The sequence below is a fragment of the Nonomuraea sp. NPDC050556 genome, assembly GCF_044457355.1.
Lineage (GTDB): Bacteria > Actinomycetota > Actinomycetes > Streptosporangiales > Streptosporangiaceae > Nonomuraea.
The window spans coordinates 668650-692434 of record NZ_JBITGU010000005.1; the positions used below are offsets into that span (position 1 = coordinate 668650).

Sequence of the window (23785 nt, forward strand, 5' to 3'; positions counted from 1 at the left end):
GTATGGCCCCGGGTGGGTTTCCCGGGGCCACTGTCATGTATAGGCGGGCTGTGCCGGTGTGGCGGCTAGTGTTTGTAACTCCGATGCCAGAAAGGTCAGCACCCAGTGAGCGATGAGCTGCCGGTACCACCTCCGATCGCACGTGAGGTCTTCACCGGCGAGGCCTGGGACCGGGCTGCGGCGTTCGCGGAACTCCTCGCCGGGCCCGGAGTCGTCCGCGGGTTGCTCGGCCCGCGCGAGGTTCCTCGCATCTGGGACCGCCACCTGCTCAACTGCGCCGTCGTCGCCGAGGCTGTGCCCGCCGACGTGCGCCTGGTCGACATCGGGTCCGGCGCGGGACTCCCTGGTCTGGTGCTCGCGATCGTGCGTCAGGACATCGAGGTCACGCTGCTCGAACCGCTGCTCCGCCGTACCGTCTTCCTGGAGGAGTGCGTCGAGGCGCTCAAACTCGACAATGTCGAGGTGCTGCGCGGGCGCGCCGAGGAGCTGGCCGGCAAGCGGGAGTTCGACGTCGCCAGCGCTCGCGCGGTCGCGCCGCTTGACCGGCTCCTGGCGTGGGCGATGCCGCTGCTTCGCGAAGACGGCGAGCTCATTGCCATGAAGGGATCGCGGGCTGCCGAGGAGCTTGCCGAAGCCGACGCGGCCTTGCGTGCCAGCGGGGCGCGAACCGCCGAGCTTGTCTCGGTCGGGCACGGTAAGGTCGAGCCGCCTGCAACGTTGGTTCGGGTGGTAGCCGGTCCCTCTTCCGAGCGTGGTCGGCGCCGACGAAGGAGGTGACGGTTGTGCCAGGCGCATCTAGTGGTCTTGGCTGGCCGGATAGTCCCGTCTCCGAGAGTCCCTCCGGAGTGGGTTGGCCGGAAACGGGCGTGTCGCGACACCGAATTCCCGACACCACCACGCCACTGGTTGAAAGGATGGCCATCGTGACCCAGACCCCCCTTAACCCCGGTGATTCGCCGCTGGTACGAGAGGCGCTCAGCTCAGTGGTTTCACGTGAAACATCTGCGACCCAGACCGCACCCCAGGACACCATTCCCGGCACCGAGGGCGCCTGGCCGCGCCCGCGCCGCTGCCGGGTGATCGCCATTGCCAACCAGAAGGGCGGCGTGGGCAAGACCACGACATCGGTCAACATTGCCGCTGCGCTGTCCATGAACGGGCAGCGGGTACTCGTGGTCGACCTGGACCCCCAGGGCAACGCGTCCACCGCCCTTGCCACCGAGCACCGTGGTGACGTTCCTGACGTGTACCAGGTTCTTGTTGACGACCTGCCGATGGTGGAGATCGTCAAGGAAGTTCCGGATATGCCGGGGCTCTACTGCGCTCCTGCCACGATCGACCTCGCGGGTGCGGAGATCGAGCTGGTTTCGCTGGTGGCGCGTGAGGCGCGGCTGCGGCGGGCGTTGGCGGCTTATGACGCTGTGGAGTTCGACTACATCATCATCGACTGCCCGCCTTCGCTGGGGTTGCTGACGGTGAACGCGCTCGTGGCGGCGGACGAGGTCATGATCCCGATCCAGTGTGAGTATTACGCGCTGGAGGGGTTGGGGCAGTTGCTGCGGAACGTGGACCTCATCAAGGCTCATCTGAATCCGACGCTCAACCTGTCGACCATCGTGCTGACGATGTACGACGGGCGGACGCGGTTGGCTTCGCAGGTGGCTGACGAGGTGCGCGCGCATTTCGGGGAGACGGTACTGAACACGGTGATCCCGCGCAGCGTCCGCCTTTCCGAGGCGCCCAGCTACGGGCAGTCCGTGATGACGTACGACCCGGGCTCCAGCGGGGCGATGGCTTACATGGACGCCGCCCGAGAAATCGCCTACCGCGCCGCCTCCCTGTAGCGCCCTCTCCCTTCCACCCAGAGACCCAGCCCGGAGACCCTCCTTTCGGCGGCTCCTGCCGGGAGGCCCATCCGCGAGGAGCTCCCGCCCGGAGACCCTTTCGCCCAGCGCACCCCCCAACCCGCGCCGAGCTCACCCGACGGCAACCCCATCCCGCCGCACGCCCCGTCCTGCGGCCCCGCTCCGGCCTTCACCAGCCCTCACCTCCGGGCCACACGAGCCCCGCCGCACTACCCGCCGTAGGCCCCCGGTAGGGGCTCACCCCACCATCCGTTGGGCATATCCCGCCGCATCGCCCATCGCACGCCGCCATGAAGCTGTCACCCCCTAGAGCGACACCACGTAGAGCGACACCACGTTGGGCGGCGCCGTCCCTCATCGCCGTTCCCTGACCCCCCCAACCGCCAACGCCGTTGGGGAAGTGGGTCGTGCGGGCTTCCCCGGAAGCTGGGGGCCTTGGGACCTCCCGCGCGTGGGTGGGGAGGGCGGGTGGGGTGGTTTGAGGGGCGGTATGTGTAAATCAGGCGGAACCACGTGTGGCGAGCGGGCACTCCGTTGCGCCCGCGACGGTAACCTCTCCTGGAGTGAACCGGAATTGGCCGGGGAGGGTGAGGAGACGCAGTGAGTCAGCAGCGGCGGGGACTGGGCAAGGGACTCGGGGCGCTCATCCCGACCGGTCCGATTGTCGACGGCACGGGCGCGATACCCCCCGCAGGCGACTCCGCAGACAACGGACCACGGCCCATCGCCGGTGCGTACTTCAAGGAGATCGCCGTCACCGCGATCGTCCCCAACCCGCGCCAGCCGCGTGACGTCTTCGACGACGACCGCCTGGGCGAGCTCGCCGCCTCCATCAAGGAGGTCGGCCTCCTGCAGCCGATCGTGGTGCGTTCCGTGGGCGGGGGGCAGTACGAGCTCATCATGGGGGAGCGGCGGTGGCGCGCCTGCCAGCTGGTCGGCCTCGACCAGGTTCCCGCGATCGTCAGGAACACCCAGGACGACGACCTCCTGCGCGACGCCCTCATCGAGAACCTCCAGCGCGAGCAGCTCAACGCGCTCGAAGAGGCGGCGGCCTACCAGCAGCTCCTGGACGACTTCAGCGCCACCCACGAACAGCTCGCCCAGAAGGTCGGCCGGTCCCGCTCGCACATCACCAACACCCTGCGTCTCCTGAACCTCCCGCCCGAAGTTCAGCTCCGGGTGGCCGCTGGGACCATCAGCGCGGGCCATGCACGGGCGTTGCTGGGGCTGGAGAGCGCGGAGGAGCAGGTTCAGCTCGCCAAGCGCATCGTGGCTGAGCTCCTGTCCGTGCGGGCCGTAGAAGAGATCGTGGCGATGGGCAGCTCGCGTGCGGCGAGGAAGGCGCCACGCGAACGCCCGGCCAACAAGCCGACAGCACCGGGTTTGGTCCACCTGGCCGACCGCCTCTCGGACCACTTCGAGACGAAGGTGAAGGTCGACTTGGGGCGACGGAAGGGGAGGATCGTGGTGGAGTTCGCCACGATCGACGACTTGGAGCGCATCATCGGCACCATGGCCCCCGAAGCCGCCCGCGCCATCCGCGACGGCGAAGCGTAGCGATCCCAAGCACGCCAACCCCCAAGTCCCACACCCGCCCCAACCCCCCGCCCTCCACCCCCCAACGCCGACCCAAGCGCCCCCACGCCCACCCTCGGGGACACCACGGCGGGGGCACCACGGGCGGGGGACACCACCTTCCGGAGGCGCCCGCCTCCCGAAGGCATCCACTCCCCGGGGACACTCACCCCCTTGGGGGCGTCCCCGGGGGCACCCATCTCTGGGCGGTCATCTCCGGGCAGGCGGCTCCGAGCGCGCGGTGCTGCGTCAGTGTGCGTGTTTCACGTGAAACACGGTGCTATCCCACGGAGGCGCAGGGCCGCGTGGCGGGTCTGTCGAGTTCCCCATGTGCCGCGCTGCGTCGCCTGGGGCTGGAGGCGGTCCGCGCGAGCGTTCTGTTTCACGTGAAACAACGTTGAGCCGCAAGCGCACCCATTGCCCCTCACCACGCTGTGCCGTCGGTCGAGTGGGTGGTCACCCGCGACGCGGCCGCCCTCTGCGTCGAGGTTTCGCTGTTTCACGTGAAACAGCGAAACGGCGGTCGGTGCCGGGAGTGATAGGCCTCCTGGGCGCGTTGGCTACTCGGACAAGGTCTTGTGGATGTCGGCGAGGAACTCGTCTACGTGGTCGGGGGTTGTGTCGAAGGCGGTCATCCAGCGGACCACGCCGCTTGGCTCGTCCCAGAAATGGAATGTGTAGCGCTCCTGGAGTCGTCTCACTGCGTCGTGGGGGAGGGAGGCGAAGACGGCGTTCGATTCGACTGGGTGCTGGATGGTGATTGCTGGTAGGTCGGCGACTCCCGCTGCGAGGCGTTGGGCCATCTTGTTGGCGTGGTCGGCGTTTCGTCGCCACAGGTCGTTGTCGAGCAACGCGGAAAGCTGCGTGGCGATGAAGCGCATCTTTGACGCCAGCTGGAGCGACTGCCGCCGTAGGAACGGCACCGCCGTACTGAGTGCAGGGTTCAGGACCACTACCGCTTCGGCGGCCAGCGCGCCGTTCTTGGTGCCGCCGAAGCTGAACACGTCCACCCCGGCGTCCGTGGTGATGGTGCGGAGGTCGCAGTGGAGGTGGGCGGCGGCGTTCGCGAGGCGGGCGCCGTCGACATGGAGGAGGAGGCCTGCGTCGTGGGCCGCCGTTGCGAGGGCGGACAGCTCTTCCGGCGTGTAGCAGGTGCCGAGTTCGGTCACCTGGGAGACGGAGACGACGGTGGGTTGTGACTCGTGTGGGTTGCCCAGGCCGCCCAGACGGGTGGTGATGTCGGTCGGGGTCAGCTTGCCGTTCGTTGTGGGGGCGGTCATGAGCTTGACGCCTAGAAGGCGTTCGGCGGCTCCGGCTTCGTGGGTGGCGATGTGGGCGCTGTCGGCGCAGATGATGGCGTCGTAGCAGCCGAGGGTCAGGGCTAGGCCGACCATGTTGGCTCCGGCGCCGTTGAGTACGGCGAAGCCGTTTGCTTGGGGGCCGAAGGTGGCTTCGATGTGGCGCTCGAAGGTGGCGGTCCAGTCGTCGCCGCCGTAGGCGGGGGCGTCGCCGTGGTTGGCGTGGGTGATGGCTTCGAGGACATCGGGGTGGACGCCTGCGTGGTTGTCGCTGGCGAAGCTTTTGGGCGAGGTCTGGTCGATCAGCACATGGTTCAGGCTACGTTTCCCGCCGCTGATCGCCTCGCGGGGGACCGACCGCAGGAGGGCACAGGGCTGTCGGCAATTGCCCCCCTGCGTGACAGATCCCTAGTGGGGGCTCGTGCCATCGCGCGGGGGAGGCGGATCCGGAGAGATCGGAGTGGGGGTTGGGAGATGGCGGGGGATGGGGTTGGGGTTAGCGGTTGGGGTGCGGGCTCCGAAGGGTTGGGGTTACGGGGGTTGGGGTGCGGGCTCCGAGGGGTTGGCCTCGGAGGTCGAGCCCAAAGGGGCTGAGCCCGAAGGAGGTAGGCCCGACCGGGATGGGCCCGAAGGGTGTGGGCCGAAGGAGTGGCCCGGTACGGGGTAGGCCCGGACGGGGTTGGTCTGGAACGGGGGTGAGCCCGGCCCGAAACGGGGGTGGGCCAGACACGGGGTAGGCCCGGCCCGGGGTGGGCCCGGCCAGAAACGGGGTGGGCCTGGGAAAGGGGGTTAGGGGCGGCGGTGGGAGGCGGATTGGAGGAGGGTGCGGCACAAGGTGCCCAGGTCCTGCCCGGCCGCCTCCACGGACATGGGGAGGAGGGAGGTCTCGGTCATTCCCGGGGCTACGTTGACTTCCAGGAAGTGGGGGAGGCCCTCTGCGTCGACGATGAGGTCGGTGCGGGAGATGTCGCGCAACCCCAGGGCGGAGTGGGCCGTCACCGCCATCTCGGCGCACGCGGCTGCGGCGGTCTCCGAGAGCCGGGCTGGGGCGAAGAACTCGGTGTGGCCCGCCGTGTAGCGGGCGGCGTAGTCGTACACGCCTTCGTCGGGGACGATCTCCACAGCGGGGAGGGCTACTGGGCCCTCGCCCAGGTCCACTACGGAGACTGCTACTTCTACGCCTTCGATGCAGCGCTCGACCAAAGCCGTGTCGCCGTAGGCGAAGCAGCCGACCATCGCGGCAGGCAGGTCCTCAGCGGTGCGGACGATCGAGGCGCCCAGGGCGGACCCACCACGGGCGGGCTTGACGAACAGCGGGAGGCCCAGGTGCTCGACGATCCTGGTGAGCACCACCGAGGCGCCCAGGTCGTGGAAGGTCTCCTTGGGCAGCGTCACCGACTCGGGGGTGCGCAGGCCGAACGACCGCACGACCGCCTTCGCTGTCGGCTTGTCGTAGGCGACCCGGCACGCGTCAGGATCAGCGCCGACGTACGGGACGTTCAGCAACTCCAGGATCGAACGGATCGCGCCGTCCTCGCCCGCGCCGCCGTGCAGGGTGACGAAGACGGCGTCCGGCGGGTCGGCGAGGATCGAGGGGACGAGGGAGGCGTCGGTGTCGCGCGTCTCCACGTCGACCCCGGCCGCGCGCAGCACCTCGCTCACCCGGCGCCCGGAGCGGAGGGATACCTCCCGCTCGTAGGAGAGGCCGCCGGCAAGCACGAGCACGTGGCCAAGATCGCTCATTTGAACTCCTCCCCTGATGGCAGGCGCACCGGACCCGGGCGCACGATGTTCCACCGTACCGGTGAGAGCCCCCACAAGCCCTCAGGAGGGGCGCTCCAATCTTTCAGGAAGAGCTTTCTTTGGGGTACGGCGGAGCCATGGCACCCCCAGTCGCCGACCGGGGCTGGGGTCTGTCCAGGGACACGGTCGACGAGCGGGCGTGCCTGGCCACCGTTACGGCCGCCCGGGGGGAGCGGCTAGAGGGAAGCGCCGACTGAAAAGGGGCGCTGGAAGATGGCGAGAGCGCCCAGAACTCTTCGGCCCGTCCTGTGAGGGGCGGGAGGTTTTTGCTAGGGGAGCTTCAAGACACGTGCATGGACGTCTACGGCTGGCGCGCAGAGCGCTGTGCGCCAGCCGTACACCGCTGTGCGCCGCTGTGCGCCAGCCGTACACGCAGAAAGGCTCAGGCCAGGTCCGGCCCTGGAGTGTCGACGCCCGGGTGGATGGGGAGGGAGCCGGTGCCGAACGTGTCGCGCAGCTGCAGCTCCGACTCGATCACCCCCGCCAGCCGTCGCACGCCCTCGCGGATGCGGTCAGGCTCCGGGTAGCAGTACGAGAGCCGCATGTGCCGCGCTCCGCTCCCGTCGGAGAAGAACCCCGTGCCCGGCACGAACGCCACTCGCTCCGCCACCGCCCGGGGCAGCAGCGCCTTGGAGTCGAGCCCCTCGGGCAGCGTCGCCCACACGAAGAACCCGCCACCGGGCTTCGTCCACGTGACACCAGCGGGCATGAGAGCGCCGAGCGCGTCGAGCAGCGCGTCACGCCGTTCCCTGTAAAGCTCCCTGAACGTCTTGATCTGCTCGCGCCACGGCTGCGTCGTGAGATATTGCCCCACAGCCAACTGCGTGAACGACGAGTGCGACAGCACGGCAGACTCCATGGCCAGCACGAGCTTGTCGCGGATGGCGTGCGGCGCGAGCGCCCAGCCGACGCGGAACCCGGGGGCGAGCGTCTTGGAGAACGACCCGAGATAGACCACCCCGTCGGGGTTGTCCGCACGCAAGGCGCGCATGGGCTCGCCGTCGAAGCCGAGCAGGCCGTACGGGTTGTCCTCGACGATGAGCACGCCGGCGCGCTGGCAGATGTCGAGCACCTGCTGCCGCCTGGCGACGTTCATGGTCACGCCGCCGGGGTTGTGGAACGTCGGGATCGTGTACAGGAACTTGATCCGCTGCCCCGCCGTCTGCAGCGCGTAGATGGTCTGAGCGAGCGACTCGGGAATCATGCCCTGATCGTCCATAGCGATATGGACTACTTTCGCCTGATAAGCGGCGAACGTCCCCAGGGCCCCGACGTACGAGGGACCCTCGGCGAGCACCACGTCGCCCGGGTCGATGAAGATGCGCGTGATGAGGTCGAGCGCCTGCTGCGAGCCGACCGTGACGACCACGTCGTCCGCTCCCGCGTCGATGCCCTCCAGGGACATGACCTCGCAGATCTGCTCGCGCAGGTGCGGGTCGCCCTGGCCGGAGCCGTACTGCAACGCGACGGGACCACGCCTGGTGACCAGGTCGGAGACGAGCTCGCCGACCATGTCGAGGGGAAGGGCCGTGACGTACGGCATGCCGCCGGCGAGCGAGACTACCTCGGGCCTCGATGCGACGGCGAAAAGAGCTCGAATCTCGGAGGCGACCATCCCGGTAGCTCGTGCCGCATACCGGTCGACATAGGCGTCGATGCGCGACCCGTGAGTCGCGGGCGTCCGACCGTGATCCGTCTCTTCCGTCACGGTCCACCTCCTAGGTGTCATAAAGAGCCGAGAGACCAGAGTACGTGAACCCTATGGCCCAACCGATCCTGGGCTACGATGCCAGCTGAAGACGCGGTATTCGCGCGCTTTTCCGGTCAACGAAAAGGGGCCGTAGTTGTCGCGTAGGCTGGCGAACATCACGCTGGACAATCTCGGTGATCTGCCGCGCCGGTGCAGGCAGTGCGTTTTCTGGGAGCTCGACCCGGTCGGCGGCGAACGCGCGGTCCAGGCGGGGGATCCGGCGCTGGAGAAGGAAGCCTGGATCTCGTCCACGCTCCTGGAGTGGGGCAGCTGCGGCAAGATCCTGTTCGTGGACGGGGTTCCCGCGGGATTCGTCCTGTATGCGCCGCCGCTCTACAGCCCGCGGTCGGTGGCCTTCCCGACGTCGCCGGTGAGCGCGGACGCGGTGCTGCTGATGACGGCGCACATCATCCCGGAGTTCTCGGGGGGCGGGCTGGGGCGCATCCTGATCCAGGGGGTGGCCAAGGACCTCACGCGGCGGGGCGTCAAGGCGATCGAGGCCTTCGGGGACCTGAAGTGGGAGGAACCGAGCTGCGTGGTGCCGGCGGAGTACCTGCTGTCGGTGGGGTTCAAGACCGTCCGGCCGCATTTGCGCTTTCCGCGGTTGCGCCTGGAGCTGAAGACGGCCGTGTCGTGGCGTGAGGACGTCGAGGTCGCCCTGGAGCGCCTTCTCGGCTCCATGTCCCCAGAGCGCGCCCTACGCCCGGTGTGAGGCACTTCAAGGGCTTTTAGGGGTACGGCGGAGCCGGCAGACACCCAGTCGCCGTAGACGGCTGGCGTCTGTCCAGGGACACGGTCGACGAGCGTGCCCCTGACCCGCCGCAACGCCCGCCCGCCCACCGCCGAGCACGTAAACCCATAAACCCAAAGGACCGCATGGGGCGTGCGGCAGGGCCGCTCGGGTGCTGCGCCCGAAATGGCCGCGCTGGGCTGCGCCACTAGGGGGTGCGCCAATAGGCCGCTCCCTGAGAAGGGACGCCCGCCCAAGAACACACCCGCCCGAAGATCACACCCGCCCACGAACGTGCCCGCCCCAGAATGCGCCCGTCAAAGGAAACGCCCGCTCAGGAGGCCTGAGCGGGCGGAAGGGCGTGCACCGGTTAGATGATGCCCTCGAGCTCCCGCAGGAGCATCGCCTTGGGCTTGGCGCCGATGATCTGCTTGACGACCTCGCCCCCCTTGTAGACGTTCATCGTCGGGATCTGCAGCACCCCGTAGTCCCGCGGCACCCCAGGGTTCTCGTCGATGTTCAGCTTGACGATCTCCAGCTTGTCGCCGTGCTCCGCCGCGATCTCCTCGAGGATCGGAGCCACCTGGCGGCACGGGCCGCACCACTCCGCCCAGAAGTCGACAAGCACCGGCTTGTCGCTCTTGAGGACGTCTGCCTCGAAGCTGGCGTCGGTTACAGCCTTCACAGGTGCGCTCCTTAGTTCTCAGTGTCAGCGAGCCAGCGCTCGGAGTCGAGCGAGGCCGCGCAGCCGGTGCCGGCCGCGGTGATGGCCTGGCGGTAGGTGTGGTCCACGACGTCGCCCGCCGCGAACACGCCCTCGATGTTGGTCCTGGTGGACGGCGCGTCCACCTCGATGTACCCCTCGTCGTCGAGCGTGATCTGCCCCTTGACGAGCTCGGTACGCGGGTCGTGCCCGATCGCGATGAACAGCCCGTCGGCCGCGAGCTCGCTCTCCTCGCCCGTCTTGAGGTTGCGCAGCTTGACCGCGGTCACCTTGTCCTCGCCGAGCACGTCGACGACCTCGGAGTCCCAGACGAAGCGGATCTTCTCGTTGGCGAACGCCCGCTCCTGCATGATCTTGCTGGCGCGCAGCTCGTCGCGACGGTGCACGACGGTCACCATGCGGCCGAACCGGGTCAGGAAGAGCGCCTCCTCCATGGCCGTGTCGCCGCCGCCGACGACCACGATCTCCTTCTGACGGAAGAAGAACCCGTCGCAGGTCGCACACCAGGAGACGCCGTGGCCGGACAGCCGCTTCTCGTTGGGGATCCCCAGCTCGCGGTAGCCGGAGCCCATCGTGAGGATGACGGACTTGGCGTAGTAGGTGTCGGTGTGGGTCTTGACGACCTTGGGGTTGGCGGCCAGGTCGACCTCGACCACGTCGTCGGCGACCAGCTCGGCGCCGAACCGCTCGGCCTGCTTGCGCAGGTTGTCCATGAGGTCGGGGCCCATGATGCCGTCGGGGAAACCGGGGAAGTTCTCCACGTCGGTGGTGTTCATGAGCGCGCCACCCGCGGTCACCGAACCCTCGAAGACCAGCGGCTTCAGTTCGGCGCGTGCGGAGTAGACGGCCGCGGTGTATCCAGCCGGGCCCGACCCGATGATGATCACATTACGGACGTCGCTCAACGCTCCACGCCTTTCGGTATCTGCTTGGCTAGTGCCGTCAACAGATCCTAGGCGTCTGTGATTCCCCGCTGCTCACCGAAACGTCAAGGGCCCGCCTAAGCGGGCCCTTGAAGAGTCAGTTCCAGCGACCGACGCTGGGTTTGCGCAGGTTCTTGCAGTTGAACGGATCCACCACATCGACGCGGACGCGGTTCTTGCCCTGGTCCTTCCAGGAGGCGATGATCGCTGCCTCCTGGCCGTTGTAGAGGCCCTGGTCGACGGCGAACGGCCGCAGATGGCTCCGGTTGGTCACCGTGGTCACACACCTGGCCAGCCGTGGATCGACCGACGACGCTCCCTCGACGATCGGAGCGGGCGCGAAGTAGCCCTGCAGCGGCTTCTTGAAGTCGGAGTCGCTGTAGGTCCAGTCGCTGTTGGTCAGGCTGTAGCCGAGGCCCAGGAGGTGCTCAGGCTGCGAGGGCTTGGCCACCGCGACGTTGCCCGTGCCCTTGGAGGAGCTGTCGCCCCCCGCCAGCAGGCCGACGGTGGCGACCGACGTCCCCACGACCACAGCGGCGGCCGCCGCTGCCACAGCGGGCATCGCCCATCTGCGCTGCCGTGCCGTACGCCGCCTGGCCGGAACAATGGTGCCGTCATCGGAGACCACCCCGAGAGCGGCTGGGGCTGTTTCCCACGGGGCGTCCCGCGAGAGCTCGTCCCAGTCCGGCATGGGCGGGTCCGCGAGCGCGAGGCCGCCCTCCCTGGCCAGTGCCTTGTCGATGCGCATAGCGACACCCATCGGCATAGCCGGGGTCGGTGTCGCCGCGAGCACCTCGCGAACCGCTGCCAGGTCGGCCAGGAGCTCCCCACATGGGTCGCATACCGCGAGATGCTCGCGTACCCGGCTGGCCGTGCCAGCGTCCAAGAGACCCTCGGCCAACTCGGCCAGGATCTCAAGATCGTAGTGCGTATCACCCGTCACGAAGTTCTGCTCCCTTCGCGGATGAGACGCGACTGAGGTCCGAACGGTTCCGCAGATGGGAAAGAATTGGGGCAAGTTTCGCGCGACCCCGTGCGCATCGGCTCTTCACCGTGCCGCTCGGGACCTCCAGCACCTGAGCTGCGTCTTCGACGGAATAGCCCATCATGTCGACCAGCACGAGCGCGGCGCGCTGGTCGGGAGGCAGCAGTTTCAGGGCGGCCGAAACCTCCATTGAGACCTCGCGCTCGACCGTCTGGTCGGGCATCGGAGTCTCGCGCTCAGCAGCCTCGATGAGCTCGTCGTCGGCTACCGGCCTGACAGATTTCCGGCGCATCCTGTCGAGGCAGGCGTTGACCACGATGCGGTGCAGCCAGGTGGTGACGGCCGCCTCTCCGCGAAAGCTGCCGGCTTTCCTGTAGGCGGAGACGAAGGCGTCCTGCACGGCGTCGGCCGCCTCGTCGGCGTCGCCCAGCGTCCGCAGGGCCACCGCCCACATACGGTCGCGGTGCCTCTTGACGATCTCGCTGAAGGCATGCGGATCCCCGTCGATGTGCGCGGCGAGCAACTCGGCGTCCGACGCTGAAGGTGTCTCGGGTGGGGAGTTCACAAGTGAGGTTCCTGATTATGCCGATCCGGGAGAATGCACCACTACGTCATAGATGGTGCCACGAAACTTGCCTTCGTCTGCCGGAAGACGCGTAAACCAGATCAAAACGTACTGACCGCTTGCGGCTTGCTCCGGTGTCAGGGTGATCTTCCCCGCGACGTTCTTCGCCTTCGCGACCGTCTTCAGCGCGGCCAGGTCAGGGGCGTCCCCGACCTTGAGCTCCACGCTCGCGCCCGGCGCCTGGGAGAGCGTCGCGACGACATCGGCGATCTTCGTGGACTTGCCCATGTCGACCAGCAGCCCCACGCCCTCCTTCAGCCTGCCGAGCTCCGAGCTGTTGTAGTTGGTGGTGTGCCAGAAGGTGTCCGGCTTGCCGTCGATGGCCAGCCCGGCCATCTCCGGGTGCTCGGCGCGGTCGTCGCCCAGGGGGTCGAACCCGTCCGCGCTCGCCGGCTTGACCACTTCAGGAGCGACGGCGGCCGAGGCCGACTGCGAAGGAGTGCTCTCCGCCTCGGTGACGCCGGGGGTGCCGAGGCTCCTGCCGATGGTCCAGGCGCCGACGCCCACGGCCGCGATCACCAGCAGCACGACGATCGTCATCAGCGCCCGGTTGAGCATGCTGGGCCTGGACTGCGGGCGGTGATGGTGGTGGTGGATCGGCTGCGGCGGGTGCGAGGAGGGCCGTTCCTTGGTGGTCAGCCCCTCGGAGTGCGAGGCAGCCGTTACGGCCGGAGCCGGGGTGTAGGACATCGGGATCGGCAGCGGCCTGGCCACGTCGCCCAGCGCCTCGGCCATCTCGGCGGGGCTGGCCAGCGGCTGCTGGCCCCTGCGCGACTCGGGCAGCGCCGCCCTGACGGTGATGGTGTCGAGGTAGCCGGGAACCCCGGCGGTCACCTGGCGCGGCGTGCAGAAGTGGCCGTCGGTCATGGGGGCGGCGGGCAGGCCGCCCTCCTCCTCGTCGCCGAGCCAGTGGCCGGTCAGCCCCGCGTAGAGGAGGCGGCCGAGCCCCTCAGCGTCGTCGAGCGCGGGATTGTCGGTGGTGAGCCCGGCGAGCGCGGCGTCGACGGCCAGGCCGAGGACCTTGACCGTGTTGCCCGAGGTCCAGATCAGGTGGCTGGGGCGCAGGCACAGGTGGTGGAGGTCGGCCTCGTGGGCGTGCGCGAGAGCTTCGGCCGCCTCGGCGACCAGCCCGGCGGCGCGCTCGGGCTCCAGCGGACCGGCGGCGAGCAGGTCGACGAGGCTCTCGCCGGTCACCCACTCGCTGACGACATAGGAGCGGCCGTCGTCCTCAGCGGCGTCGAACACCTGGGTCAGCCGGGGGTCGGTCAGCCGGGAAGCGGCCCGCGCCGCGGTGACCACCTCTTGCACGCGCGGGAAGTCGGGGGCGAAGGTGTGCACGGCCACCGGCCGGGCGAGGATCTCGTCGATGGCCTTCCACAGCGTGGCGCCCTCCGACTCGCTGACGCGGTCTTCGAGGCGGAAGCGTTCCGCCAGTCTGGTGCCTGGTTCAACCGCTGTGCTCATGACTCCATCACCTGCGTGGTGTCCCACGAAGGCGCGCTATGCCGGGTGGATCCGCCCACGCCCCTCCTGCTTCCATTCGCCGGGTGTCGCGCACCATGGTAGTGCCGTATTTACCAGAGGCGCGGTCGCATTAGCGGCCTACCCTCCCAGCGACCATTCCAACGATCGAGTTCACCTCGGGGATGCGCATGCGGTGCGCGACCGCCAGATAGAGCAGCCCGCCGAGCCCGCCGCCCACCGCGAGGATGATCAGCGCGTTGACGAAGTCCAGGTCGCCGAGCACCTGGCCGACGATCCACACGGTGCCGAGCGCGAGCAGGGCCATGGGCAGCGCGGCGACGTACATCCTGCTCAGCGCCGATCCGACCGCCCAGCCGCCGAGCCCGTGCACACGCCGGGAGGCGAGCATCCAGGCGACGATTGCGCCGAGGGCGTAGGCGATCGCGTAGGCCAGCGCGAGCCCCATGACGAGGTACTCGCCGGGCAGCGTCCAGTAGGCGACCAGCATCAGCAACGCGTTCACCGCGGTGGTGCCCGCACCGGCGTAAACCGGCGTGCGGGTGTCACCGAAGCTGTAGAAGACCCGCAGCAACATCTGGAAGATCGCGAACGGGACCAGCGCCAGCCCGTACACCTGCAGCACGTTGCCCATGTACATGGCGCTGTCCGTCGAGCCGGACCCGTGGCTGTAGAGCGGCACCGTGATGGCCGGGCCGAGCACCATGAGCATCAGCGACACCGGCACCATGACGGACCCGATGAGCCGCACGCCGGAGCCGAACTCCGACCGCACGTCGTCGAGGCGGCCCTCGCCCACGGCCCGGCTCATCCTGGGCAGCATGGCGGTGATCACCGACACGCCGACGATGCCGTAGGGCAGCTGGAAGAGCTGGAAGGCGATCGTGTACGCGGTGAAGCCGCGCTCGTCCGGCGCGGTGCTGGCCAGGTTGGTGATCAGGAGGAAGCCGAGCTGGGTGATGACGACGTACCCGATGGTCCAGATGCCCGCCCTGCCCATCTCGCCGAGCCTGGCGTTGCGCAGGTCGAAGCGGGGGCGGAAGGAGAAACCGACCCGCTTCAGCGCGATGATCAGCACGATCGCCTGGGCCACGATGCCGACCGTGGTGCCCACACCGAGCAGGGCCAGGTCGCGCGTGGTGACCTGCTCGATGTCGCTCGTACCCACGGCCACGTAGACCAGCAGCACGACGATGACGACCAGGTTGTTGAGCACCGGCGCCCACATCGGCGCGGCGAACCTGTCCTTGGTGTTGAGGATGGCGCCCGCGACCGCCCCGACACCGAAGAAGGCGAGCTGCGGCAGGATGAACCTGGCCAGCGTGACGGCCACGTCGTACTTGTGACCGCTCCAGTCGGTGTAGGCGTCGATGAGCAGGGGCGCGCAGAACACGGCGATCACCGCGACGACCGTCAGCGCGACCGCGGCGAGCGTCATCAGCCGCTGCTCGTAGGCGCGGCCGCCGTCGGGGTCGCGCTGCTGTGCCTTCACCACCATGGGCACGACGACGCTGCTCAGGACCCCAAGGAGCAGCAGGTCGAGGATGCTGTACGGAATTCCGTACGCGACGTTGTAGGCGTTGCCGAGGGCGGCGCTGCCGATCGCGTACACCAGCACCATCGACCGCACGAAGCCGGTCGCCCTGGAGACCATCGTGCCGGCGGCCATGATCGCACTGGCCCGCAACATCCTGCTCATACCGGCTCGCTCTCCCTCACCCTGACCGGCCGCGCGGCGCGCCGCTGGGATCTACGGCGCAGCACCCGGGTTACCACGGCCGCCAGCATGACCGTCAGAGCCGCGCCCACGATGACCAGCGCGATGCCCGTGTAGCCCGTCGTCCGTACGGTCAGCTTGACCGGATCGTCGTACTTGAGGCCGTCCCGCGTCTTGAGCTGGACGGTCACACTGGCGTCACCACTGCTGGTCGCCACGACCGGCAACTGCAGCGTGCCGTTCTGCTTGGCGCCGATCCGCAGCTCGTTGGTCGGGTTGTTCTCGATCTTGCCGATCTTCAGCACGTCGGGGTTGTTGGAGGTCACCTCGACCTTGACGATGATGTCCTGGTTGCTCTTGTTGCGCACGCTGATCGGCACGACGCCCTCGGATCCGGCGAGCGTGCGCACCTGGTCATGGCCGGGGACGGAGACCTGGTCGATGGAGTCGCCGAGCTTGTCGCCGACCTTCGCGGTGGCCGCCCTGGCCGCGGTGAGGCGGTTGCGCCACGCCGAGGAGGTCAGCCGCAGGACGGCCGCGTCCCAGTTGCCGCTCACCCGCTTGGTGGTGATCTGCGTCGTGAGCTTGGCCTGGTTGGCGACCTTGCGCACCCGGTCGAGGTACTTCTTGCCGAGCTCCTTCTCGCGGTTCTGCTCGGGGTAGGTCAGCTCGCCCCTGAGCGCGGGCGTCTTGCTCGGCTTGACCGAGGCGAGGTCCGTCATGCTCAGCCAGGGGAGCGTGCCGGCGACCTTGAGCAGCGAGGAGACGAAGGCCGGGTTGGGGTTCCAGCGCCGGGAGGGCGCCACGACCAGCGTCTTGGGCTTGGTCTGCCCAGGTTCCGCTGCGATGAGCGCGGTCTCGGCGATGAAGCGCTGCTTGTTGAGTGCGGGCGTGGTCGTCGAGTCGAGCTCGAACGCCTGGCTGAGCGCCTTGTCCGCGACGAGCGCCGTGACCGGCCCCGCGACGGTGTCCAGCGTGGTGGACGCGTCAGGGGTGGTGGTGACCGTGGGGTCGAGCGGCAGGTTGTCCGGGTTGAGCAGGACGGTGTCGACCTTGCCGATGCCCAGCAGGTCGAGGCCGTCGGCGTCGATCATCCCGTCGACCGGCCAGTACGCCTTGGTGGAGGCGTCCGCCTTGATGGTGGTCCTGGCCTGCTTGCCGCCCAGCTCGATGGCCTTGCCGGTCTGCTCGTCCAGGCCCTGGTGCGCGAGGGCGGCGATGTCAGGATCTGCGTACGGCAGAGCCACCACGGGCGAGTCGCTCAGCGCCTCCTTCATCCCGCTGATCCACTTCGCGGCCTCGGGCACGGCGGTGGTCGAGGCGGTCACGTCGTCGAAGAGCGACGGGTCGACGAACCAGGTGACGCTCTTGGGCGCGGTCTCGGCGATCTTCAGAAGGTCGGCCAGCCGGCCCTCGCCGGTGAGGTCGGCGCGCAGGTCGTCGTCCAGGAAGGTGTCGTCGGCGGCGCGGTGCGGCGGCCGCTTGTCGATCACCGGGAGCGCGACGGCCAGTTTGTTGCGCGGCAGCTTCGGCATCGTCTCCGGCGCGTAGGTGACGACCGTGTGCTGCACCGCGACCGAAACGCCGTTGGCCACGACCTCGACGCCCAGCGGGTAGACGCCGAAGTTGGTCATGCGCAGCTGGACAGGGGTGGCGGTGAGCGTCCAGGAGACTTGGCCGCCGGTCTCCACGACGGGGATGTCCATGACGGAGGTCTGCGACGCGTAGTCGCTGACCGGCCCGCCTTGGAGATAGGCGGCCATTTCGGTCCTGCCCAGGAGTGGGGAGCTCGAAGGGCGCAGTCGAACCTGCACGGTGCTCAGCGGTGCGCCGGTGCCGTTCTTGAACGTGCCGCTGAGCTTCAGCTCCTGGGTGGGCCCCGTGGGGATCTCCGGCGTGATCGACTGCACGGTGAGCCTGGTCGTGTCGCGGCTCACCCGTGTGGCGGCAGCCGTACCTGCCGTCGTCGCCACAACGGGGGCGAGCAACGCGGCGGAGAGGAGGGCGACCAGCGTGGCCTTTCCGATCACGCGTCAGCCCGGGGTGGAGTACGGCGCACGCCCGCAATGGTACGGGCTCAATATGGCAGCGCGACCGCCTCGCGCGATCCACGCTGGCTGGGAATCCTGAGATCCACCGTCTTTCCGGTAAGCACGCTGGCCAGATCGAGCGCGCGCAGTCGCAGCGCGGTGAAGCGCTCGCCGGTGGCGATGTACACGTGGTCGTCGTCGGCCGGCAGCCGGTCGTCGAGCAGGACGCGCAGGTCCTCGGGCAGCAGCAGCGGACCGACCAGGCCGGCCGCGTAGTCGGTGACGGCGTTGACGACGAAGGCGGAGGCGGGCCGCACGTTCCTGGCGCCGAGCTGGCCACCCACCACGCCGGGCAGCGGCGGAGACGACACGGGCGCGACCACGGCGACGGCCCCGCGGCCCATCCTGGTGGTGACCTCGAACACGGTGACGGCCACGCATCGCCCGGGAGCGGCGGAGATCATCCGAGGTAGCTCGTCCACGCACGTCATGGGGCGGGGAAGGCGTACGATCTCATGATGGACCTGGTGTGCGAGGAGCCAGCGGTGGATCGCGAGGGCGTCCTTCATATGCGCTCCTTTGCCTCGTTCCATGGCCCCCGACGGTCCTCTGACCGACGGTAACCCGGACCTGTACTGGCTCGGGGGATATGTTCCGGAATCGAAGGACCTACCCAGCTTGTCCGACTCAAATCTGACAGAGAACCAGCAGCGCGCCATGAGCGATCTGTTCCGCAAGATCGCCCCGGTGGCCGACGAGCTCGGCGAGCTTTTCGCAGCTCGCGGGCACGAACTCGCGCTCGTGGGCGGCTCGGTCCGCGACATCCTGCTGGGGCGCATCGGCAACGATCTCGACCTGACCACGGACGCCCGCCCTGAGCGGGTGCTCGAGATCGTCAGGGACTGGGCGGACTCGGTCTGGACCATCGGCATCGACTTCGGCACCGTCGGCGTGCGCAAGGGCGGCTGGCTGCTGGAGATCACCACCTACCGCAGCGAGTCCTACGACCCCAAGTCGCGCAAGCCGGAGGTGATGTACGGCGACACGCTCGAGGCAGACCTGGAGCGCCGCGACTTCGCCGTCAACGCGATGGCCGTGCGCGTCCCGGCGCACGAGTTCGTCGACCCGTACGGCGGGATGGCCGACCTGGCCGCCAAGCGGCTGCGCACGCCGGGCACGCCGGAGCAGTCGTTCGACGACGACCCGCTGCGCATGCTGCGCGCCGCCCGCTTCGCCTCCCAGCTCGGCTTCACCGTCGACCCCGGGGTGACCAGGGCGATGACCGCGATGGCCGAGCGCATCGAGATCGTCTCAGCCGAGCGCATCCGCGACGAGCTCGACAAGCTGATCTGCGGCGACAACCCGCGCGAGGGCCTGCGGCTGCTGGTCGAGACGGGCCTGGCCGACTACGTGCTGCCCGAGCTGCCCAAGCTGCGGCTGGAGATCGACGAGCACCACCGCCACAAGGACGTCTACGAGCACACCCTGATCGTCCTGGAGCAGGCGATGTCCCAGGAGGAGGACGGCAAGGCCGACCGCATCCTGCGCTGGTCCGCGCTCATGCACGACGTCGGCAAGCCCAAGACCCGCCGCCACGAGGAGGGCGGGCGCGTCTCCTTCCACCACCACGAGATGGTCGGCGCGCAGCTCACCAAGAAGCGCATGGCGGAGCTGAAGTTCCCCAAGGACGTCGTCGCCGACGTCTCCCGGCTGGTCGAGCTGCACCTGCGCTTCCACGGCTACGGCACGGGCGAGTGGACCGACAGCGCCGTGCGCCGCTACGTGCGCGACGCCGGGCACCTGCTCGACCGGCTGCACAAGCTGACCAGGGCCGACTGCACCACGCGCAACAAGCGCAAGGCGCAGGCGCTGTCGCGCACCTACGACCAGCTCGAGGAGCGCATCGCCAGGCTCGCCGACGAGGAGGAGCTGGCAAAGATCCGGCCAGAGCTCGACGGCAACGAGATCCAGGAGATCCTCGGCGTCGGCCCTGGGCCGCAGGTGGGCAAGGCCTACAAGTTCCTGCTGGAGCTCCGCCTCGACCAGGGCGTCATCGGGAAGGACGCGGCTCGTGAGGCGCTGCTGAAGTGGGCCGAGTCCGAGTGACCACGCGATAGACCAGGGCGGCGAGCAGGTAACCGCCCGCGATGATGCCGACGGCGAGATATGACTTGCCGTCGGCGGGCAGGATCAGCGCCGACAGGGCGGCGGCCAGCACGTACATGCCGTTGAACAGCATGTCGTAGATGGAGAACGCGCGGCCGAGGTAGGCGTCCTCGACGTCGCGCTGCACGCTGGTGTCCGCGCAGATCTTGATGGACTGCCCGGTGATGCCCAGGAAGAACCCGCCGACCCACAGGCCCCACACCTGGAAGGGCGCGATGAGCACGGCGGCGATCACGCCGGACGTGACGAGCATCGCCGGGACCCAGCGCTCGATCGGGAAGCGCGCGGTCGCCCAGGGGGTGACGAACACCGCGAGGAAGAAGCCGACTCCCGAGGTGATGACCACGATGCTGACGCCGCGCAGCGCCGCGTCGGTGTCGCCGGGGAAGAAGTAGTAGCGGTAGAGGATGATGCCGAGCGCGGTGGCCATGCCGTACATGAAGCGGTGTGAGGCCATGGCGCCCATCGCGGCCGCGGCCTTGCGGTGGCGCACCAGGTGGACGGCGCCGTCGGCCAGCCCGCGCAGCACGTTGCGCAGGGCCTCGCGCGTCTGCGGCCGGTCGGGGTCGTAGGAGGGGCCGAGCAGGTCGCGCTTCATGGTGCGGGCGATGAGCGCGCTCACCCCGAACACCACGCCTGAGGTCACCAGCAGCACCGCGACGCCGCCGTCGCCGCCACCGAAGATCTCCCGCAGCAGGAAACCGGCGCCCGCGCCGATGAAGGTCGCCACCGTGCCCGAGGTCGGCGTCACCGCGTTGGCCGCCATCAACCGCTCGCGCGGCACGACGTGGGGGAGCGAGGCGCTCAGCGCGGCCAGGAAGAAGCGGTTCACGCCGAGGACGCAGAGCGCGGCCCCGTAGAAGACCTCGTCGGGCACGTGCGCCGCCACGAGCACCGCGGTGACCAGCAGCAGCGCGCCACGCACCAGAGGCGCGACCACGAGGATCTGGCGGCGCGACCAGCGGTCGATGAAGACGCCGACGAACGGGCCGAGGATGCTGTACGGCAGCAGCAGTACGGCGAAGCCGGCCGCGACGGCCAGCGCGGTGGTCTTCTGGTCGGGGTTGAAGAAGGCGAAGCCCAGCGTGGCGAACTGGAAGATGCCGTCGGAGAACTGCGAGACCAGGCGGGTGGCGAACAGCCGTCTGAAGTCGCGGCCTTCCAGGACGACGCGGAGATCAGCGGCAAAAGACACGTTCGTCAGCCTAGCCGGAGTCATTCGAGCCGATACCTGGTGTGACAGGTGAGTAAACGTATTCCGGGGGAGACGAATGATCACGTACGCTACGTTGCGTGACTCCTGACGAACACGTGGTGCTGGTCGACGGCGAGGGAAATGCGATCGGCACCGCGCCCAAGACGTCGGTGCACGGCCTGGAAACCCCTCTCCACCTGGCGTTCTCGAGCTATGTCTTCGACGAGAACGGCCGGGTGCTGCTCACCCGCCGGGCCTCACACAAGATCACCTGGCCGGGGGTGTGGACGAACAGCTGCTGCGGCCACCCGCTTCCCGGCGAACCGCTCGACCACGCGGTCATGCGCAGGCTGTCCTACGAGCTCGGCCTCACGGTGGAACGTGCCGACCTCATGCTGCCCAGCTTCGCCTACCGGGCCGCCATGTCCAACGGCGTCGTCGAGCACGAGCTGTGCCCGGTCTACCGGGTGGTGGTCACGGGTCCGGTGCGGCCCAACCCCGAGGAGGTGGGGGAGGTGCGCTGGATGCCGTGGAAGGAGTTCGCCGACGGTGTCATGAGCGGGCTGCTCAACATCTCGCCGTGGTGCAGGGAGCAGATCCCGCTGCTGGAGGAGCTCGGCGCGGACCCGCTGGCGTGGGTACCCGCGCCCCTGAACGAACTCCCACCGGCGGCACGGGTCTAGACGCGCGAACGGCCACCCGCGTCGGCGGGCGGCCGTTCTACAAGCCTCAGCGCTCTACTTCGCCGCGGATGAACTTCTCGACGTAGTCACGCGCCTCGTCGTCGGAGTACTGCTCCGGCGGAGACTTCATGAAGTAAGAGGAAGCCGACAGGATCGGCCCCCCGATACCCCGGTCGAGCGCGATCTTGGCGGCCCGCACCGCGTCGATGATGATGCCCGCCGAGTTGGGCGAGTCCCAGACCTCGAGCTTGTACTCCAGGTTCAGCGGCGTGTCACCGAACGAGCGCCCCTCCAGCCGCACGTAGGCCCACTTGCGGTCGTCCAGCCACGGCACGTGGTCCGACGGCCCGATGTGCACGTCCGCCTTGCCCATCTCGTGCGGGATCTGCGAGGTCACCGACTGCGTCTTGGAGATCTTCTTGGACTGGAGCCGCTTGCGCTCCAGCATGTTCATGAAGTCCATGTTGCCGCCGAAGTTGAGCTGGTACGTGCGCAGCAGCTCCACCCCGCGGTCCTCGAACAGCTTGGCCATCACGCGGTGCGTGATGGTCGCGCCGACCTGCGACTTGATGTCGTCGCCGACGATCGGGACGCCCGCCTCCTCGAACTTCGCCGCCCACTCCGGGTCGGAGGCGATGAACACCGGCAGCGCGTTCACGAACGCCACGCGGGCGTCGATGGCGCACTGCGCGTAGAAGCGGTCGGCCTCTTCCGAGCCCACCGGCAGGTAGGAGACCAGCACGTCGACCTGCGCGTCGCGCAGCACCTTCACGACGTCGACCGGCTCCTCGTCGGACTCGTCGATGATCTCGCTGTAGAACTCGCCGAGACCGTCGAAGGTGTGGCCGCGCTGGACGACGACCCCGGTCGGGGGCACGTCGCAGATCTTGATCGTGTTGTTCTCGCTGGCGACGATCGCCTCGGACAGGTCGCGGCCGACCTTCTTGGCGTCGACGTCGAAAGCCGCCACGAACTCGACGTCACCGACGTGGTAGTCGCCGAACTTGACGTGCATCAGGCCCGGAACTCGTTTGTCCGGGTCGGCATCCTTGTAGTAGTGCACACCCTGAACCAGCGACGACGCGCAGTTGCCGACACCGACAATCGCTACGCGAACCGAACCCATCGCACTCGCTCCTCTAGTCATCAGTGGGCTCCTGAGAAGCCCGTCGTTCTGTGGCAATCAGTTCATTCAGCCAACGCACTTCACGTTCGACCGATTCCAGACCGTGACGCTGAAGCTCCAGCGTGTAGCTGTCCAGCCGCTCTCTCGTCCGCGCGAGTGCGGAGCGCACGTTGTCGAGGCGCTCCTCCAGCCGGCTGCGGCGCCCTTCGAGGATGCGCAGCCGTACCTCTGCCTCTGTGTGGCGGAAGAAGGCGAAGTGGACGCCGAAGCTCTCGTCCTCCCAGGCGGACGGCCCGGCCTGGGTCAGTAGTTCCTGCAGCCGCTCCTTGCCCTCCGCCGTCAGTTTGTAGACGATCTTCGATCGTCCGCCCACCATGGGAGGGACCGCGGGCTGTTCCTCCACGATAAGCCCCTGCTCCAGGAGCGATCGCAGGCAGGGGTACAGCGAGCCGTAGGAGAACGCCCTGAACATGCCCAGCAGTTCGTTGAGCCGTTTGCGCAGCTCATAGCCGTGTAGCGGCGTCTCTTGCAGCGACCCGAGCACGGCCAGTTCCAGCACTCTGCCCTGTCCGCTGACCATCGGAACCGCCCCCTCTCGCGTCGATGTATCGAGCCGATACATCCTGAGGATACGTCGAACCGCTATATGTCCGCAATTAACGGTTTTCCCAAGAGGTTGGGAGCAAACGGTAAAAAGCCGTAGTCTGGCGCTCATGTGGTCACAGCGAGGGGTGGTGGACTACGGACTCGCCAAGCGGGCTGCGGTCCGCTCACTTCGGTCTGGACGGCTGAGAAGCGGTGACCTCTGTGACGCACAGCCCTATCTCCTTCGCGCCGCGAAGTTCTTCGGTGAACCCACCGAACGCACTTGCCCGGTATGCGAGAGGGAGAACGTCACCAACGTGACCTATGTCTACGGTGATTGCCTGGGAAGGCATGCCGGTCAAGCAAAGGCCACGTCAGAGCTTGCCGAGATGGCTCATGATTACGACGAGTTCCGGGTCTACGTCGTCGAGGTCTGCCAAGGTTGTTCCTGGAACCACCTGACGGTCTCGTTCGTCCTCGGCAACGGACCGCCTGACCTCGTCGCCAACCCGTGAACCTGACG

The 23785-nt window shown here is 68.3% G+C and carries 21 protein-coding genes; 7 read left to right on the plus strand and 14 right to left on the minus strand.

Annotation, left to right across the window (positions count from 1 at the left end):
- Nucleotides 1-105 precede the first annotated feature (105 nt).
- The 3 genes from rsmG (at nucleotide 106) to ACIBG8_RS45400 (ending at nucleotide 3422) form a co-directional block, all read left to right on the plus strand.
- Complete coding sequence (gene rsmG / locus ACIBG8_RS45390) at nucleotides 106-777, plus strand: 16S rRNA (guanine(527)-N(7))-methyltransferase RsmG (RefSeq protein ID WP_397349490.1); 672 nt, start codon at nucleotides 106-108, stop codon at nucleotides 775-777.
- Nucleotides 778-914: 137 nt separating this feature from the next.
- Nucleotides 915-1844 (plus strand): ParA family protein, encoded by a 930-nt coding sequence (locus tag ACIBG8_RS45395; RefSeq protein ID WP_397349491.1) that lies wholly within the window; start codon nucleotides 915-917, stop codon nucleotides 1842-1844.
- A 621-nt stretch (nucleotides 1845-2465) separates the two neighbouring features.
- The gene (locus tag ACIBG8_RS45400) at nucleotides 2466-3422 is read left to right on the plus strand and encodes a ParB/RepB/Spo0J family partition protein (protein WP_397349492.1); all 957 of its coding nucleotides are present in this window, start codon (nucleotides 2466-2468) and stop codon (nucleotides 3420-3422) included.
- A gap of 578 nt (nucleotides 3423-4000) precedes the next feature.
- Here ACIBG8_RS45400 and ACIBG8_RS45405 read toward each other — a convergent pair.
- From ACIBG8_RS45405 to ACIBG8_RS45415, 3 genes are all read right to left on the minus strand, one after another.
- Nucleotides 4001-5047 carry a threonine aldolase family protein gene (locus ACIBG8_RS45405; protein ID WP_397349493.1) on the minus strand — a complete coding sequence of 349 codons (1047 nt, stop codon included), beginning with the start codon at nucleotides 5045-5047 and terminating at the stop codon, nucleotides 4001-4003.
- Nucleotides 5048-5527: 480 nt separating this feature from the next.
- Entirely contained in the window at nucleotides 5528-6481 is a 954-nt protein-coding gene (locus ACIBG8_RS45410; protein ID WP_397349494.1) for a D-alanine--D-alanine ligase, read from the minus strand.
- 442 nt (nucleotides 6482-6923) lie between these two features.
- Nucleotides 6924-8156, minus strand: coding sequence for a PLP-dependent aminotransferase family protein (locus tag ACIBG8_RS45415; RefSeq protein WP_397349749.1), 1233 nt, complete (start codon nucleotides 8154-8156; stop codon nucleotides 6924-6926).
- 229 nt (nucleotides 8157-8385) lie between these two features.
- On the opposite strand from ACIBG8_RS45415, the gene ACIBG8_RS45420 reads away from it, so the two are divergent.
- On the plus strand, nucleotides 8386-9003 hold the full coding sequence (locus ACIBG8_RS45420; RefSeq protein WP_397349495.1) for a GNAT family N-acetyltransferase: 618 nt from the start codon (nucleotides 8386-8388) through the stop codon (nucleotides 9001-9003).
- 388 nt (nucleotides 9004-9391) lie between these two features.
- Here ACIBG8_RS45420 and trxA read toward each other — a convergent pair whose 3' ends face one another.
- The 8 genes from trxA to ACIBG8_RS45460 form a co-directional block, all read right to left on the minus strand.
- Nucleotides 9392-9706, minus strand: coding sequence for a thioredoxin (gene trxA / locus ACIBG8_RS45425; RefSeq protein WP_397349496.1), 315 nt, complete (start codon nucleotides 9704-9706; stop codon nucleotides 9392-9394).
- Between the two features lie 11 nt (nucleotides 9707-9717).
- A complete protein-coding gene (gene trxB, locus ACIBG8_RS45430) occupies nucleotides 9718-10650 on the minus strand; it encodes a thioredoxin-disulfide reductase (protein WP_397349497.1) in 933 nt (310 codons plus the stop codon).
- A 115-nt stretch (nucleotides 10651-10765) separates the two neighbouring features.
- Nucleotides 10766-11611, minus strand: a complete 846-nt coding sequence (locus ACIBG8_RS45435; RefSeq protein WP_397349498.1) for an anti-sigma factor family protein — start codon at nucleotides 11609-11611, stop codon at nucleotides 10766-10768.
- Entirely contained in the window at nucleotides 11601-12218 is a 618-nt protein-coding gene (gene sigM, locus ACIBG8_RS45440; protein WP_397349499.1) for an RNA polymerase sigma factor SigM, read from the minus strand. The genes ACIBG8_RS45435 and sigM overlap by 11 nt, the downstream gene beginning before the upstream one ends.
- Nucleotides 12219-12233: 15 nt before the next feature.
- Entirely contained in the window at nucleotides 12234-13742 is a 1509-nt protein-coding gene (locus ACIBG8_RS45445; RefSeq protein ID WP_397349500.1) for a serine/threonine protein kinase, read from the minus strand.
- A 130-nt stretch (nucleotides 13743-13872) separates the two neighbouring features.
- The gene (gene murJ, locus ACIBG8_RS45450) at nucleotides 13873-15459 is read right to left on the minus strand and encodes a murein biosynthesis integral membrane protein MurJ (protein ID WP_397349501.1); all 1587 of its coding nucleotides are present in this window, start codon (nucleotides 15457-15459) and stop codon (nucleotides 13873-13875) included.
- Nucleotides 15456-17507 carry a DUF6049 family protein gene (locus tag ACIBG8_RS45455; RefSeq protein ID WP_397349502.1) on the minus strand — a complete coding sequence of 684 codons (2052 nt, stop codon included), beginning with the start codon at nucleotides 17505-17507 and terminating at the stop codon, nucleotides 15456-15458. Before ACIBG8_RS45455 ends, murJ begins: the two co-directional genes overlap by 4 nt.
- A 47-nt stretch (nucleotides 17508-17554) precedes the next feature.
- Nucleotides 17555-18076 carry an aminoacyl-tRNA deacylase gene (locus ACIBG8_RS45460; RefSeq protein WP_397349503.1) on the minus strand — a complete coding sequence of 174 codons (522 nt, stop codon included), beginning with the start codon at nucleotides 18074-18076 and terminating at the stop codon, nucleotides 17555-17557.
- Between the two features lie 148 nt (nucleotides 18077-18224).
- Between ACIBG8_RS45460 and ACIBG8_RS45465 the strand changes: the two genes are divergently transcribed.
- Complete coding sequence (locus ACIBG8_RS45465) at nucleotides 18225-19613, plus strand: CCA tRNA nucleotidyltransferase (protein WP_397349504.1); 1389 nt, start codon at nucleotides 18225-18227, stop codon at nucleotides 19611-19613.
- Here the strand turns inward: ACIBG8_RS45465 and ACIBG8_RS45470 are convergent.
- Complete coding sequence (locus ACIBG8_RS45470; protein ID WP_397349505.1) at nucleotides 19558-20868, minus strand: MFS transporter; 1311 nt, start codon at nucleotides 20866-20868, stop codon at nucleotides 19558-19560. The genes ACIBG8_RS45465 and ACIBG8_RS45470 overlap by 56 nt on opposite strands.
- Before the next feature lie 98 nt (nucleotides 20869-20966).
- On the opposite strand from ACIBG8_RS45470, the gene idi reads away from it, so the two are divergent.
- Nucleotides 20967-21551 (plus strand): isopentenyl-diphosphate Delta-isomerase, encoded by a 585-nt coding sequence (gene idi / locus ACIBG8_RS45475; RefSeq protein WP_397349506.1) that lies wholly within the window; start codon nucleotides 20967-20969, stop codon nucleotides 21549-21551.
- A gap of 46 nt (nucleotides 21552-21597) precedes the next feature.
- On the opposite strand, the gene ACIBG8_RS45480 is transcribed toward idi, so the two are convergent.
- Nucleotides 21598-22677, minus strand: a complete 1080-nt coding sequence (locus tag ACIBG8_RS45480) for an inositol-3-phosphate synthase (protein ID WP_397349507.1) — start codon at nucleotides 22675-22677, stop codon at nucleotides 21598-21600.
- Nucleotides 22678-22690: 13 nt separating this feature from the next.
- The gene (locus ACIBG8_RS45485) at nucleotides 22691-23257 is read right to left on the minus strand and encodes a helix-turn-helix transcriptional regulator (protein ID WP_397349508.1); all 567 of its coding nucleotides are present in this window, start codon (nucleotides 23255-23257) and stop codon (nucleotides 22691-22693) included.
- A 133-nt stretch (nucleotides 23258-23390) separates the two neighbouring features.
- Here ACIBG8_RS45485 and ACIBG8_RS45490 point away from each other — a divergent pair, with 133 nt between their 5' ends.
- Complete coding sequence (locus ACIBG8_RS45490) at nucleotides 23391-23777, plus strand: DUF5318 family protein (RefSeq protein WP_397349509.1); 387 nt, start codon at nucleotides 23391-23393, stop codon at nucleotides 23775-23777.
- Nucleotides 23778-23785: the final 8 nt, after the last annotated feature.

Coding starts and splice junctions, on each gene's coding strand:
- ACIBG8_RS45395 (WP_397349491.1), top strand. CDS start 915: ATGGCCATCGTGACCCAGACCCCCCTTAACCCCGGTGATTCGCCGCTG.
- ACIBG8_RS45410 (WP_397349494.1), bottom strand. CDS start 6,481: ATGAGCGATCTTGGCCACGTGCTCGTGCTTGCCGGCGGCCTCTCCTAC.
- ACIBG8_RS45415 (WP_397349749.1), bottom strand. CDS start 8,156: ATGGTCGCCTCCGAGATTCGAGCTCTTTTCGCCGTCGCATCGAGGCCC.
- ACIBG8_RS45445 (WP_397349500.1), bottom strand. CDS start 13,742: ATGAGCACAGCGGTTGAACCAGGCACCAGACTGGCGGAACGCTTCCGC.
- murJ (WP_397349501.1), bottom strand. CDS start 15,459: ATGAGCAGGATGTTGCGGGCCAGTGCGATCATGGCCGCCGGCACGATG.
- ACIBG8_RS45460 (WP_397349503.1), bottom strand. CDS start 18,076: ATGAAGGACGCCCTCGCGATCCACCGCTGGCTCCTCGCACACCAGGTC.
- ACIBG8_RS45465 (WP_397349504.1), top strand. CDS start 18,225: ATGAGCGATCTGTTCCGCAAGATCGCCCCGGTGGCCGACGAGCTCGGC.
- ACIBG8_RS45480 (WP_397349507.1), bottom strand. CDS start 22,677: ATGGGTTCGGTTCGCGTAGCGATTGTCGGTGTCGGCAACTGCGCGTCG.
- ACIBG8_RS45485 (WP_397349508.1), bottom strand. CDS start 23,257: ATGGTCAGCGGACAGGGCAGAGTGCTGGAACTGGCCGTGCTCGGGTCG.
- ACIBG8_RS45490 (WP_397349509.1), top strand. CDS start 23,391: ATGTGGTCACAGCGAGGGGTGGTGGACTACGGACTCGCCAAGCGGGCT.